Source organism: Adhaeribacter arboris, from assembly GCF_003023845.1.
Classification (GTDB): domain Bacteria; phylum Bacteroidota; class Bacteroidia; order Cytophagales; family Hymenobacteraceae; genus Adhaeribacter; species Adhaeribacter arboris.
Map to the genome: position 1 here is coordinate 596,718 of NZ_PYFT01000001.1, position 14,412 is coordinate 611,129.

Consider the following 14,412-nt stretch of genomic DNA (forward strand, 5'->3'; position numbering starts at 1 on the left):
AGAATGATTAAACTATCAGATTTTATTTTTAAGTATTTAGCCGATAAGGGAGTTTCCGATATTTTTCTGGTTACGGGTGGCGGTGCGATGCACTTGAATGATTCTATTGGGAAAGAAAAAAGAATTAATTATATCTGTAATCACCATGAGCAGGCCTCTGCCATGGCTGCCGAAGGTTACGCGCGCGTAAAAAATTCGGTAGGAGTGGTAAACGTTACTTCCGGGCCGGGTGGCATTAATGCTCTTAATGGGGTTTTTGGCGCCTGGACCGACTCTATTCCGCTTTTAGTTTTATCCGGCCAGGTAAAACGGGAAACTTTAATGTCGGGGTACAACATACCGGGGTTGCGGCAATTAGGCGATCAGGAAGTAGATATTATCCGGATGGTGCAAGGTATAACTAAGTACGCCGTGCTGGTTACAGAGCCTAACTCTATTAAATACCATTTGCAAAGAGCTTTACACCTGGCTATGGCTGGTCGTCCCGGTCCTTGTTGGCTCGATATACCTGTGGATGTACAGGGAAGTATGATTAACGAGGAAGACCTTTTCGAGTATGATAAGAAAGAAGATGAAATTGCTTTTGACTTAACCAACTTACCAGGCTATTGTCTGCGGGTTATTCAAAAAATAAAAGATTCAGAAAGGCCGGCCTTAGTGGTAAGTACCGGCATTCGTTTAGCCGGAGCCACCGATTTATTAGAACAGGTAGCCGATAAATTAGGTATTCCGGTAACAACCGCCTGGTCCCACGATGTTTTTCCGCACGACCATCCTTTGTACTGCGGTAAACAAGGCACTATTGGCGATCGGCCGGGTAATTTTACGGTTCAAAATGCCGATACCGTATTAATAGTAGGAAGCCGGATGCCCATCCGGCAGGTGAGTTATAATTGGGATAATTTTGCCCGTTGTGCGTACAAAATACAAGTGGATGTGGACCTGGCCGAGCTAAGTAAACCTACTTTTAAGGTAGACCTGCCCCTGCACTACGATGCCAAAGTATTTTTAGAGGAAATGAATCGCCAACTGGATCAATTAAACTACGATGCCTCTAAGTTTGAATCATGGCTTAACTGGTGTAAACAAAGAGTAGAGAAGTACCCGGTTTTGCAGGCCAAACACATTAATGGAAGTGAAAATTTAAACCCTTATTACTTTTTACATACTCTTAACCGGCAGCTTAACGAAAAAGATGTAATTGTTTGCGGCGATGCTACTGCTTGTATTGTTACTTTTCAAACTTCTTATATTGTTAAAGGTCAGCGGCTTTTTAGTAATTCTGGTTCTGCTTCCATGGGTTATGATCTTCCGGCGGCGATTGGTGCAGCTGTAGCCAATAAAGGGCAGCGTATTATTTGTTTAGCGGGCGATGGCAGCATTCAAATGAATATTCAGGAACTTCAAACGGTAGTTCATTACCAATTGCCCATTAAAATTTTTGTTTTAAATAATGGCGGTTACTTGTCTATTAAATCAACCCAAAACAGCTTTTTTAAACAAGCGGTAGGTAGTGGCCCCGAAAGTGGCGTAAGTTTCCCTAACATGGAGAAAATTGGCAATGCCTACAGTATTCCGTCGTTCCGGATAGAAGGAAACAATTTTAAAGATACGCTTGAAAAGGTATTAGCTGCCGAGGGACCCGCTTTGGTTAACGTTATTTTAGATGAGCAACAATTATTTGAGCCTAAACTAAGTTCCAAACAATTGCCCGACGGTCGGATGGTTTCTGCGCCCTTGGAAGATATGTTCCCTTTTCTGGAAAAAGAAGATCTGATGCAAAACCTACTTATTCCGGCTATTGAGTTCTAAGATGATATTCCAAAATATTATTTTTGATTTAGACGGTACTATAATAGATTCTTTTCCGGGCATAGAGCAGGCATACCAGCAAGCCCTGCTTCATGTCTTGCCGGATAGAATCGTGCCCGATATTAAAAATCTGATTGGGCCTCCCATTCATAAAATATTTGCTCTTTCCTTACAACTCGATGATGAAGTTATTTTAGCCGAGTTAGTGAGAGAGTTTAAAATTGCTTACGATACCATTTGCTGGAAAAACACTTTGGTCTATGAAGGTGTAATAAATACGCTTGAGCAATTAAAAAAGAGAAACATAATTTATTTATTGTAACGAACAAAAGGCAGGTACCAAGCTTAAAAATTTTAAACTATTTCAACTTAGCCGATTATTTTACCGAAATTATTTCTCCGGATTCATATTCAGCCAACTTTACCGTAAAAAAGCAAACTTTATCTTTTTTAATGAATAAGTATCAAATGCCGGCTAAAAAAACTATTTTTGTCGGCGATTCAGAAGATGATAGAGAGGCTGCAGCGTCAAATAACATAGATTTTGTAGCAGCTGTATACGGATACGGCAAAGCATATACAAACCAGGTTTATAGCATAAACCATCCGGAACAATTACTTACATTGATATTTAATAATTAATTTTTCATGATTAATACAAATATATTCGAAGATCTATTTGTCCTGGAAATGGCAAATAACCATTGGGGAAGTGTAGAGCGGGGATTGAAAATAATCAATGATTTTGCCAAGATTGTTCGGTTTAACAATGTTAAAGCCGCTATAAAATTACAGTTCCGGGATGTAGATAATTTTATTCATAAAGATTTTAAGAACCGTACCGATATCCGGTACATTAAAAAGACTTTAGACACCAAATTATCCCGGGAAGAATATGGTACTTTAGTCGATGCTATTCGTAAAAGTGGTTGTATTCCCATGTCTACTCCTTTCGACGAGGCTTCCGTAGACTTATGCGCAGAATTAAACATTCCTATCATTAAAATTGCCAGTTCTGATTTAAATGACTGGCCTTTGATTGAGAAAATAGCGAAAACTAAAAAACCAGTTATTGTTTCTACGGGTGGTTCGTCCTTAAAAGATATGGACGATTTTGTTACTTTTTTTACGAACCGTAATATTCCGTTGGCCATTAACCATTGCGTTTCTATTTATCCAGCCGAGGATTATGAATTAGAATTAAATCAAATTGATTTTTTAAAGAATCGTTATCCTGATTTAGTAATTGGGTATTCCACGCATGAATATACCGATTGGACTTCTTCTATTATGATGGCTTACGCCAAAGGTGCCCGTACGTTTGAACGGCACATTGATATTGAAAGCGACGGAATACCGGTTTCTCCTTACTGTACTTTACCTCATCAGGCTGATACCTGGTTTAAAGCATTTAACAAAGCCAAAGAAATGTGTGGCGCACCGGGAATATCCAAAAGAAATCCACCAGAGAAAGAAATTAAATATTTAGATGCATTAGTAAGAGGAGTGTATGCTAAACGGACTCTTGAAAAAGGGTATACCATTACGCATGAAAATGTAGAGAAAGATTTTTATTTATCTATTCCTTTACAAAAAGGGCAGCTTTCTTGCCGGGAGTTAATGTCGGGGGAGACCTTACTTACCGATTTACAGGTCGACCAAGCCGTTAAAATAGATGATATTGATTCTCCGTATGCCGGTAATGAATCTTTAAAAAACATTATCTACAAAAGAGGATTATAATTTTATTATAATTTATTGAAATGGAATCTATTATGCGGTAGATTCCATTTATTTTTTCATTCTATTTTACTAAATTGTCTTGATACTTAGATTAATAAAGAAAACAGGATTCAATAAGACGATTGCTTTCACCGTTGCTGGCAAGAGTGTAAGCATTCTTGGAAGTGTTCTCATTATTGTTCTTATATCTTATTTTCTTAGTAGCAAAGAACAAGGCTTTTATTATACATTTGGTAGTATTACTGCCCTGCAGGTTTTCTTTGAATTAGGGCTTTCCTACGTAATCATCCATTTTGCCAGTTATGAAACTGCCTGGCTAACCTGGAACAATAACATCTTTGAAGGTGATTTTAAAGCAAAGTCACGTTTGTCTTCGCTATTACATTTCACTGTAAAATGGTATCGAATAGTTTCAATTTGTTTGGTTTTATTGCTTTTACCTTTAGGTTGGTTTTTTTTCTCGGCTAATCAAGCAAATACAGAACAGGTTAATTGGTTAGGACCTTGGATTCTATTATGCATTAGTACGGCCTTATTTCTATTTATTACTCCTGTTTTTTCTTTTCTGGAAGGCTGTGGTAAAGTAAAAGAAGTGGCGCTTTATCGTGTATATCAAAGTTTATCAAATTATATTTTTATTGGCTTTTCCCTGGCATTAGGACTCCGGCTATATGCTTTAGGCGTAGGAGTAGCTATTTCTTTCCTATCGGGTTTAATTTGGTTAAATCTTAAATCTAACCGCATCTTTTTAAAAGATATCTGGGTTTCTAAAATCTCAGATTATAAAATTAACTGGCAGCAGGAAATTTTACCCTTTCAATGGAAAATTGCGATAAGCTGGTTGAGTGGATATTTAATTTTTCAATTATTCAACCCGGTTTTATTCACTTTTCAAAGTGCTGCGGTTGCTGGTCAAATGGGAATAAGTTTAGCTGCTTTTAATGGCGTGTCTTTAGTAGCAATGGCATGGGTTAACACTAAAATACCGGTTTTTTCTGTTCTAATTGCTAAGAAAGAATTTGAAGAACTAGATCGAATCTTTTTTAAAGCCGCCATTCAATCTTTGGTTGTTGTTGCTTTCGCCTCTTTTACCTTAGTAGCCGTTATTTACTTTTTGCAAAGTTTGGATATTTCAATTAGTACCCGGTTTCTTCCCATTAAACTATTAGCTATTTTAGGTTTTATAAACATTTTAAATCAGATTACTTTTTGCCAGGCAATTTATTTGAGGGCTCATAAGAAAGAACCGTTTTTATTAAATTCGGTAGTGGGATCTATCTTAACTGGTATAAGTACCTACGTGGCTGGTCGTTATTTTGGTGTAGAAACAGTAGTGGTAATGTACTTTTTATTAAATCTGGTTGTTGGCTTACCCTGGAATAGTTATACTTTCCTGCATAAAAGAAAAGCTTGGCATAGTTATTAGCCTAATTAAATTTTTCCAAGCGAAAATTTACCTATGGAAGAACTCGTGTTAATGTCTAAATATAAGAAGTTAGCTCAAAAATTAGAATTAGTTCTTTTTACTTACAATCGTGCGCAATTTCTAGATCATGCTTTAACCCAGTTGCGGGGTTGCCCTTTTTATTTTTGCAAAATCACCATCCTGGATAATTGTTCCACTGACGAAACTCCAGAAGTAGTTCAGCGGCATATATCCTGTTTCCCTAATATGGTTTATGAAAGAAATAAACTCAATATTGGGGGTAATGCTAATATACTAAGAGCGGCCGAAAAAAGTAACGGCCTGTATACCTGGCTCATCTGCGACGATGATGAATTCGACTTTACTAATTGTGATGATGTTATTGATGTTGTATTAGAAGAAAAGGTAGATTTGATACACATGGGAGGGCATGGTATTAAACCTTGGCAACCAGCCGGAATTACTGCTACGCCCAAAGAATTAATGACTATGGGTTACCATTTTGTTAATAATGCTAGTTTTGTGCCTGCTGGTTTGTTTCGTACGCAAGTATTCTACGATAGCCTGGACGCAGCCTACCAGAATATTCGTAACTGGTACCCACATTTGGTCTATGCTTTTAAATTTTATACAGAAAACAAGCCTATCTATTTGGCCAAGAACCGGATTGTAACGGCTTCAGTTGGACGTGCCGGCTATAATTATGATGATTGGCTCGACCGCTGGGTAAACACAAGCTTTTTAATGAAGCAATTTTCGGATAGAAGAAAAGCCTTTTTTGATGTATATAACGGAGAAAAGAAGTTAATTACTTTAGCAAGACTTACCCTGCATGCTTTTAAGAAAAAAATAAGTTTCTTCTCCTTATTCAAAGTATTTTACTTATACTCCGTTCCGGGTTTATTAGCGAGTATATTCTATTTAGCAGGTATTGGACTTCTGTATCCATTTATTAAAAATATAGAAAAAAAAGATTAAACCAGATGTTGGTTTAGCTTTTAAAAAAGTATTTATGAAAATGGCAATTGATTGTAGGGCTTTAAGAAACGCTCCTTCCGGAATCCCAAATTTCTTAGTGGCTTCTATCAATGAGTTTTCGAGGTGTTTTACTAATTGGGAATTTTTTCTTTTATCCAACGAAGAATTTCATCCGGAAATAGCTAAACAGATAATTTACCGTGCTAATGTTAAAGTAATTATTGAGCCTTTACTATTATTTAAAAAGGTTTCTTTCTTATGGTTGTTAACCAAAGCAAATTTTATTGTTAACAAAATTAAACCCGATTTATACTGGTCGCCCGCTTTTTTATTACCCCCTTTTTTACGCAACGAAATACAAACGCTTGTAACTGTTCATGATATTGTTAACAAGGAATTCAAAAGTACTATGTCCTTAATCGGAAGAATTTACGCGCATCTGTTGCAAGATTATTCTATTAATAAAGCAGATAAATTGTGGGCAAATTCTTATTACACTACCCATTCCATAAAAAAATATTATAAAGCCAGAAATAGTAAAGACATATTTACAGGTTTTTTCATTAATAAAACCTTATTTAAACCAATTACCGTTTCACCCGAAGAAAAGGCTGAGCTTTTAAACAAGTATAAAGTAAATTCTAAATTTATTTTATTTGTAGGTACCCTGGAGCCCCGGAAAAATTTAGAGTTTCTTTTGAAATTAATGCCTTCTATTAAGCATTTAGAAGTTAAATTGCTGGTAGTTGGAGCAAAAGGGTGGGGCAATACAAAAATCAGTAGTATTGTAGAGAGTAAAGATTACCCTTCAGAAAATGTACTATTTCTGGGCTTTGTTCCTACTGAAGATTTAATTAAATTATATAATCTTGCCTCTGTTTTTATTTCAACATCGCTTAACGAAGGCTTTGGGATGCCCCAATTAGAAGCAATGGCTTGTGGCTGCCCGGTAATTACACCCCATAATTCAGCAATGATTGAGGTGGTGGAAGGAGCAGGAGAAACGGTACGCTCCTGGTATGTAAACGATTGGGTAAACGCAATCACTAAAGTGCTTTCAAACCGCGAAGGATATAGCTTGAAAGGCTTAGAGCGCAGTAAGCAATATGAAGCAGAGTTAGTATTAAAACAGTTATTTTCTTATATAAACAATGAGAAAAGTTAAGTTATATCATTTGTATATAAATTATTAAAACTCATAATAATTAAAGGGTGAAATTAATTTTAAATAAACGTGAGTTAGCATTAGTAGCATTTACAATCTTCTGTTTTATTTCTTTTCAATTAACAGAAATAAAATTTTACAATATAAAAATTAACGAATTACTAGCCCTTCTTTGTTTACCATTTCTGCTTTATAACATAAAGACTTTAAATAAATATGTAATTTATTTTTTATTGTTTTTTTGTTTCTTATTAATCACAACAGTTATTCAAAATAATTTTCAAACGTTTTACTTTGATATTGAAAGCTTAAGTATTTTAAGAAAGCCTTATTTTATTAGTATATCCAGATTTCTGGAATTGATTTCTTGTTTAGTATTTGCAGTAATAGTTTACAAAACAATTAATTACTTAAGAGACAATCAGGTAAGTTTAAAAGTAATAATTAATTCGGTTTTATTGTTAAATTTTTATTTTGCCTTATTTCTCCTGTTTGCCTCTTTATTTTATTACTTAAATATTTTTTCTTACAGAGAATCAACCATTATTTACGATACTACTCCTTACTTGCCTACTTATACCTTACGATTAAGAGGATATTATGTAGAAGGCGGGCCTTTAGGTTTAATGTTTGCTTTTCTTTTTTGCCTTTCTACTTTAGTAAACAAAAAAGAATATCTTCAGAAATCTGTTTATATACTAATAATACTTTTAGCCCAATCTAAGGCCGGAATGATTGCTGTTTTGGGATGGCTTTCATTTGAATTTTACAGAAAATTCAGGCATACCAAGCTGATGAAATATATTATATTTTTGCTTGTTCTTCCTGTTTTTCTGTTTCTCTCCTATAAAATAGCCAGCGGGTATGTAATAACTCTTAAAAACTTTGAGCAACAATTATTAGATAGAGAAAAAGATGAAACCCTAATTATGGGTCGTACAGCCGCTATTAAAATTGCTCCGAAAATGGTAGCGCACCATCCATTATTAGGTATAGGTTTAGGAAATTACTCATTAGTTAGAAATGATCCTAATTACCTTAATGGTATGCCTCCCGTGCAAGGATGGGACTTGCCCGGATTAGGAGGAATAATAACCTTATTAATTGAAAACGGAGTTATTGGGTTTGTTTTGTTTATCTTTCTTTTATGGCAAATCTATAAAAGATATGCCCCTTACTCACTTATATCTCAAGATGCAATTATCATATTCTGTCTGATTTGTTTGTTGGGGATACAGCTTCAATTTTTATATATCTGGTTTTTAATTGGCTTAGCCTTAGCAGCTCCGGATGCTATAGAAGAGAATTTAGCAAATGAAGAGGAATGATAAACCTTTGATGGTAATTGATGCCAGATTAATTGACACTTCTGGTATAGGAACAGTTTGCCAGAATGTAATTCCTTTACTAAAAAGTAAATTTGATATTATTTTATTGGGTAAACGTGCTGTATTGCAACAATTTAGTTGGATAGATTCCATTCAAATAATTGAATTCGCTACAAAAATTTATTCTTTAAAAGAGCAATTAGATTTTTTTAGTAAAATTCCTTTGTGCGATTACTTTCTTTCGCCGCATTACAATGTGCCGCTTTTACCCATCAGAGCAAAAAAAAGAATTACTATCATTCATGATGTGAATCATATTGCTCTGGCTGCTAATTTCAGTATTATGAAAAGATTATACGCAAAATGGATTCTGGCAAGTGCATTAAAGTTATCTGATATAATTTTTACCGTATCAAGTTTTTCAAAATCAGAGATTGTTAAATTCTTTGGTGTAAAAGAAGATAGAATAAACACTATTCCGCTGGGAGTTGATAAATCCATTTTCAAAACTTATAGCATATCTGAAAAGCAAAGTATTCAAATTAAGTACAAGCTACCAGAGAAGTTTATTCTGTATGTTGGTAATGTGAAGCCGCATAAAAACTTAATAACTTTAATAAAAGCATTTGCTTTGTTAAAAGCTGAAAGTTTTGGTGAAATAGATAAGTTGGTAATTGTTGGTAAAAAAGAAGGCTTTATTACTAATGACTTGAATTTAGATAATGAAATAGAACGCTTGCAACTAAGGGATGCAATTATTTTTACCGGATTTGTAGAAAGTCAAGACTTACCTGTAATTTACAATCTCGCTGATTTATTTGTTTTTCCATCTTTTTACGAGGGTTATGGGTTACCGCCCATTGAGGCTATGGCATGTGGTTGTCCCGTTTTGGTATCAAATGTTTCCAGTTTGCCGGAAGTATGTAAAGAGGCAGCTCTGTATTTTAATCCTTATGATTTGGAAGAGTTAGCTCAATCTATTCATTTAATTTTAAATGATAAATTAAAGCAAGAAGAATTACGGACAAAAGGATTTTACTTAACAGCTAATTATAACTGGCAGAATACGGCGAATAGGATGGAAGAAATTATTTTAACTAACTAAAGGATTTATGATTTTAAAATTTCGCAATTATAAAGTTTTATACGAAATTAATTTAATATTGATTGCTCTCTTGCTTCCTTTTACTGAATACTTTTCTATTCAGTTTGTGAGCATTAGTATAATTTTATTGCTGTTAGGTTGGTTGCTTTTTAACGGTAAATCTAAATTTTTTACCCTTACCAAATCTGAGAAACTAGTTTTATTTTTGTTTATACTTTTTTACTTAATTAATCTTAGTGGTTTATTCAGGGGCGGAAGTAGTATTGCGGAGAAAGTTTTAATAAAGAAGTTAGCTCTTTTATTATTACCTGTTATTATAGCCACCGGCCCCGGTTTAACACTTCTTCAAATCAAGCGAATCATATTTTGTTTTATCTTTAGTTTATCAATTAGTACTCTTCCTACTTATTCTATAGGTATTAACAATCTGTTAGCACCTCAAAACGATCTTAATGATCTAGCTGATGTCTTATTAATTCATCGTCCGTATTTTGGGTTGTTTTGTGCCTTTTCTGTGATTGCTCTTTTAATTTTATTCAGAGTTAAAGACAAGCTTTTTATTAAGCTGGCTAGTTTTATAATAATAGTTTATCTATTGTTTTTTGCCGGTATTATTTATGCCAAAATGGCTCTGATTTCATTTTCTATAACTGTTGTTCTATCTGGTTTGGTGTGGCTTTTATATAAGCGGTTCTATATTTATTCTTTACTTTTAACTGCCATACTAATAATGGGGGCCTTGTTAGTTTATCAAAAAACGCCTTCTATAAAAAATAATATCAGCAATGTGCTGGCAGGCAAAGACTTCTCTTTTAATGATTACAATATATTGGTAGTAGGAAGCATAAATACCCGATACGTAAATTGGGGTTGTGCCTTCAAAGTATTAAACACCGATAATAATTGGCTCTATGGTGTAGGATCGGGCAACTCTCAGAATAAACTGCAAGAATGTTATAAAACAAGGAATTTATGGGTTTATGAAAGTAAAATGAATTCTCATAATCAGTTTATAGAAGAAACGCTGTATAACGGCCTTGGCGGATTTATTATCTTTTTAAGTAGTTTACTGTTGCCCGGAATAATTTCTTTTAAAAGAGGTAATTTTTTGCATTTATCCTTTCTGATTTTATTTACCCTTTGTTGTTTAACCGAAAGTATTCTGTCGAGGCAAGTTGGGATTATATTTTATTCTTTCTTTAACTCCATTTTATTCTTTAATTTTAAAAATAATCCAGAAAGTATAACCTTACATGAATAGGAGAGTTGCCTTAGCTAAGCATTGGTTTTTAAATAGTAAAAACGATATTTCTTTTGCCGAATTATTGTCAAAAGTTTTTGAAAAAACCTGTGACTTAAAAGCTAAACCCTTTATTTCAGAAATACTGCATGAAAATGGACAATATATAGTTGATATAAAAAATATTGGCGTTTTATATTATCCGGATAATATGCCTGTTAAGTCTTTATACCAGGTAATTACCGAAAGTACAGATAAAAAGCAATGGCATTATTACGAGATTCCGGAAACCCAGGTAGTCAAGTCAGATGTGGTAGTGGATTGTGGTGCAGCCGAAGGATTATTTAGTTTAATAGTTGCGAATAGGTGCGCAAAAGTTTACGCAATAGAACCGCTACCTTCCTTTATTCATTCACTGAAATTAACCTTTGCCAAATTTCAAAATGTAGAAATAATTGCCTGTGCTTTGTCTGATAAAAGCGGTAATGCTTTTATGAACGACCACGATATTTCTTCGGCTATAAGTGATAAGGGAAATGTACCTATTAAAATAGAAACAATTGATAATTTGTTTTTTAATAAAGGAATTAAAATAGATTATTTAAAAGCTGATTTGGAAGGATACGAAATGGATATGCTAAAAGGAGCGACAAAAACCATTGAGCAATCCAGGCCAAAAGTGGCAATAACTACTTATCACAAAGCAGAACATGCCAATCAAATCAGAGAATTTTTACTAAAAATCCATCCTGATTATAAAATTAAGGTTAAAGGTATTGAAGAAAGAGCGGGAGCTCCCGTAATGCTGCATACGTGGTAATGTAAAGAGTTATATAAAGATTTTTTTCTTCATTATTAACATTATTTATTTCTAAGATAGCCGCTTTATTAACTTTTATACATCGTTCTTATTCTCTATCAATTTAAATGTATGTGTATGAGGCATGGAGCAAGTTCTTAGTTATTAAGTTTATAAAAGATTAAAGCAAAGTTTTAATGAAATTAGCCATTGTGCACGATGATTTAATGCGGCGTGGTGGAGCAGAACAGGTAGCACGGTGTTTTCATTATGCTTTTCCGAAAGCGCCTATTTTTACTTTGGCTTATGATCCGGAAAGTACGTATCCGGATTTTAAAAATTGTAAAGTAATTACTTCCTGGTATCAGAAGCTGGCCAAAGACGAAAACAAAATGAAAAAGCTGTTTTTTCCTTTTGGCCTTATGGCCATGCATCAGGTAGATGTAACCGGGTTTGACGTTGTTCTACTATCTTCTACCTATTGTGCTAAATACATTAAAGTCTCTCCCGAAGCCCTAGTTATTAATTATTGTCACCAACCTTTCCGGCTTGCTTGGTACCCGGAATCTTATGCGGAATTTGTTCAGGCTAAAGGCTTTAAGAAATTAATGCTAATGTCTATTATTGCCATTCTTCAGCATTACGATTTTAAAGCGGCTCAGCGCACTAACTACTTTATTGCTAACACCCTTGAAACCAGTTATAAGATTAAAGATAAATATAAGGTAGAAGAAGAAATTGAAGTGATATATCCTCCGGTTAGTAGCAAACAATTCTACGTGGCTTCGGAGCCAAAAAACTACTACTTAATGGTGACCCGGTTAGAATATTACAAAAGGGTTGACCTGGCGATTGAAGCTTTTAACCAATTAGGCTTACCCCTTATAATTGTAGGTACAGGTACAAAAGAAAGCGAACTAAAAAGTAAGTCAAAAAATAATATTCAATTTAAAAGTGGGTTATCCGGTTCGGAGTTAAGTAAGCTCTATGCAGAATGCCGGGCGTTAGTGTTCCCGCAGCACGAAGATTTTGGAATTACCCCATTAGAAGCCAATGCTTCGGGTAGGCCCGTTATCGCGTACGGTGCCGGGGGAGTTTTAAGCACGATGATACCTTTGAAAGATGCAATTCAAAAAAGTACGGCTATTTTCTTTCAGGAACAAAGTGTGGAGGCTTTGCGGCAAGCCGTAAAAATAATGGAAGATATTTATTTGGATTTCAATCCTGACTTTATCCGTAAAAATGCCTCCCGGTTTGAGGAAGAAGCTTTTATAGAAGCTATTCAGAGTTTTGTTAAAACTAAATACCAGAATATTTGCAAAAGCTTTATTAAGAGCTAATTAAAAATCATTTCGAACACTAAGGCAATTTTTTAATAGATTTGCCCAAAAAAGAGGTGTTTAACATTAATGGCAGGCCAGAATCAGAAGTACATTAAATTAATAAATTCTTTAGGTGATTTAGTTTTACTAAACTTAGCAGCGCTGGCCGGGTACATAAGTCGTTTTAAAGGATTCGATAATTTTGTAGAATCTCAATTTTTAAGCTTATTATTGTATTGTAATCTCGCCTGGATAACCTCTGCCTCTATTTTAAATTCTTACAATATCAAGCGGGTAACCCGGGTTACATCTATTATAAGTAATCTTATTAAACAAGTTATTTTATATATCTTGTTAGTAGAAGCTTCCTTAAACATCACCAAACCTTACTTTTTCTCCCGACAATTCCTTACTTACTCTTACCTGTATTTAACCATTCTGATGGTTAGCTGGCGGGTAGGTCTTACTTATTTGTTAAAATACCATCGCATAAAAGGGGGTAACTTTAAAAAAGTAGTTATTGCGGGTTATGGTAAGGCTTCTAACCAACTACGAAAATATTTTGAATCCCGCCCCGATACAGGTTACCGGTTCTTAGGGTTTTTTGATGATAATTCGAAACATACGAGCAAATACTTAGGGCAAATTGAGGAGCTGGAAGAATACGTGCTGCATAATGAAGTAGATGAAATTTACTGCTCGGCTTTTGAACTCAACAGCAACCAGGTAACCAATATTATTGATTTTGCCGAAGATAATTTGATCCGCCTAAAATTTATTCCGGAAGCTAACTTAATTCAATCGCGCAAGTTAGAAGTAGATTTTTATGATTTACTTCCTATTATGAATCTCCGTCCTATTCCGCTGGATGATTCTTTCAATATGGTAGTGAAAAGGGCCTTTGATATAGTATTCTCGTTTTTAGTAATTGTGTTTATTCTTTCTTGGCTTATACCAATCATAGGATTGTTGATAAAATTGGATTCCAAAGGACCAATTTTATTTAAGCAATTACGAAATGGACGGGATAATAAACCTTTTGTTTGTTATAAATTTAGAAGTATGCGGTTGAATGAAGAGGCAGATACCAAACAAGCAACTAAAGGCGATGACAGAGTTACAAAAATAGGCCAGTTTTTAAGGAAATCTAATTTAGATGAGTTGCCGCAGTTTTTTAATGTTTTGTTGGGGCATATGTCGGTGGTAGGACCCAGACCGCACCCAGTAAAATTAAACGAAACGTACCGGCGATTAATCGGGCGCTACATGTCGCGGCATTTAATTAAACCTGGGGTAACCGGCTTGGCGCAAGTAAAAGGATACCGCGGGGAAACCTCCGAGCCGCACCAAATGAAGAATAGAATAAAGATTGACTTGTTTTACATTGAGAACTGGACTTTCTTACTGGATATTAAAATTATTATGTTAACCATCCATAACATGTTTAAAGGCGAAGAAAACGCTTTTTAAACGTAGTTAGCCCAAAAACAAAAA

11 protein-coding genes and 1 pseudogene are annotated in these 14,412 nt (G+C 34.6%); all 12 read left to right on the forward strand.

Features of this window, described 5'->3' with window-relative positions:
• The first annotated feature begins 3 nt into the window (after window positions 1-3).
• The 12 genes and pseudogenes from AHMF7605_RS02500 to AHMF7605_RS02560 all read left to right on the forward strand — a co-directional run bounded on the left by AHMF7605_RS02500 (window position 4) and on the right by AHMF7605_RS02560 (window position 14,388).
• Window positions 4-1,812, forward strand: a complete 1,809-nt coding sequence (locus AHMF7605_RS02500) for a thiamine pyrophosphate-binding protein (RefSeq protein ID WP_106926125.1) — start codon at window positions 4-6, stop codon at window positions 1,810-1,812.
• A gap of 1 nt (window position 1,813) precedes the next feature.
• Window positions 1,814-2,454: pseudogene (locus AHMF7605_RS30390) on the forward strand (HAD family hydrolase).
• Between the two features lie 6 nt (window positions 2,455-2,460).
• Window positions 2,461-3,555 carry an N-acetylneuraminate synthase family protein gene (locus tag AHMF7605_RS02515; protein WP_106926130.1) on the forward strand — a complete coding sequence of 365 codons (1,095 nt, stop codon included), beginning with the start codon at window positions 2,461-2,463 and terminating at the stop codon, window positions 3,553-3,555.
• 79 nt (window positions 3,556-3,634) lie between these two features.
• Window positions 3,635-4,981 carry a polysaccharide biosynthesis protein gene (locus AHMF7605_RS02520; RefSeq protein ID WP_146153497.1) on the forward strand — a complete coding sequence of 449 codons (1,347 nt, stop codon included), beginning with the start codon at window positions 3,635-3,637 and terminating at the stop codon, window positions 4,979-4,981.
• A 33-nt stretch (window positions 4,982-5,014) separates the two neighbouring features.
• Window positions 5,015-5,959: a glycosyltransferase family 2 protein gene (locus tag AHMF7605_RS02525; RefSeq protein ID WP_106926135.1), complete on the forward strand. Its 945-nt coding sequence runs from the start codon at window positions 5,015-5,017 to the stop codon at window positions 5,957-5,959.
• A 34-nt stretch (window positions 5,960-5,993) separates the two neighbouring features.
• On the forward strand, window positions 5,994-7,124 hold the full coding sequence (locus tag AHMF7605_RS02530) for a glycosyltransferase family 4 protein (protein WP_106926137.1): 1,131 nt from the start codon (window positions 5,994-5,996) through the stop codon (window positions 7,122-7,124).
• A gap of 47 nt (window positions 7,125-7,171) precedes the next feature.
• The gene (locus tag AHMF7605_RS02535; RefSeq protein WP_106926139.1) at window positions 7,172-8,452 is read left to right on the forward strand and encodes an O-antigen ligase family protein; all 1,281 of its coding nucleotides are present in this window, start codon (window positions 7,172-7,174) and stop codon (window positions 8,450-8,452) included.
• The gene (locus AHMF7605_RS02540; protein WP_106926141.1) at window positions 8,439-9,557 is read left to right on the forward strand and encodes a glycosyltransferase family 4 protein; all 1,119 of its coding nucleotides are present in this window, start codon (window positions 8,439-8,441) and stop codon (window positions 9,555-9,557) included. Before AHMF7605_RS02535 ends, AHMF7605_RS02540 begins: the two co-directional genes overlap by 14 nt.
• A 7-nt stretch (window positions 9,558-9,564) precedes the next feature.
• On the forward strand, window positions 9,565-10,818 hold the full coding sequence (locus AHMF7605_RS02545; RefSeq protein ID WP_106926143.1) for an O-antigen ligase family protein: 1,254 nt from the start codon (window positions 9,565-9,567) through the stop codon (window positions 10,816-10,818).
• Between the two features lie 64 nt (window positions 10,819-10,882).
• Window positions 10,883-11,617, forward strand: coding sequence for an FkbM family methyltransferase (locus AHMF7605_RS02550; RefSeq protein ID WP_158267439.1), 735 nt, complete (start codon window positions 10,883-10,885; stop codon window positions 11,615-11,617).
• 176 nt (window positions 11,618-11,793) lie between these two features.
• Window positions 11,794-12,936, forward strand: a complete 1,143-nt coding sequence (locus AHMF7605_RS02555) for a glycosyltransferase (RefSeq protein ID WP_233218902.1) — start codon at window positions 11,794-11,796, stop codon at window positions 12,934-12,936.
• A 69-nt stretch (window positions 12,937-13,005) separates the two neighbouring features.
• On the forward strand, window positions 13,006-14,388 hold the full coding sequence (locus AHMF7605_RS02560) for an undecaprenyl-phosphate glucose phosphotransferase (RefSeq protein ID WP_106926147.1): 1,383 nt from the start codon (window positions 13,006-13,008) through the stop codon (window positions 14,386-14,388).
• Window positions 14,389-14,412: the final 24 nt, after the last annotated feature.

Excerpts from the sequence above, each read along its gene's own strand:
- AHMF7605_RS02500 (WP_106926125.1), top strand. The coding sequence starts at position 4 with ATGATTAAACTATCAGATTTTATTTTTAAGTATTTAGCCGATAAGGGA.
- AHMF7605_RS02515 (WP_106926130.1), top strand. The coding sequence starts at position 2,461 with ATGATTAATACAAATATATTCGAAGATCTATTTGTCCTGGAAATGGCA.
- AHMF7605_RS02525 (WP_106926135.1), top strand. The coding sequence starts at position 5,015 with ATGGAAGAACTCGTGTTAATGTCTAAATATAAGAAGTTAGCTCAAAAA.
- AHMF7605_RS02530 (WP_106926137.1), top strand. The coding sequence starts at position 5,994 with ATGAAAATGGCAATTGATTGTAGGGCTTTAAGAAACGCTCCTTCCGGA.
- AHMF7605_RS02540 (WP_106926141.1), top strand. The coding sequence starts at position 8,439 with ATGAAGAGGAATGATAAACCTTTGATGGTAATTGATGCCAGATTAATT.
- AHMF7605_RS02545 (WP_106926143.1), top strand. The coding sequence starts at position 9,565 with ATGATTTTAAAATTTCGCAATTATAAAGTTTTATACGAAATTAATTTA.
- AHMF7605_RS02555 (WP_233218902.1), top strand. The coding sequence starts at position 11,794 with ATGAAATTAGCCATTGTGCACGATGATTTAATGCGGCGTGGTGGAGCA.
- AHMF7605_RS02560 (WP_106926147.1), top strand. The coding sequence starts at position 13,006 with ATGGCAGGCCAGAATCAGAAGTACATTAAATTAATAAATTCTTTAGGT.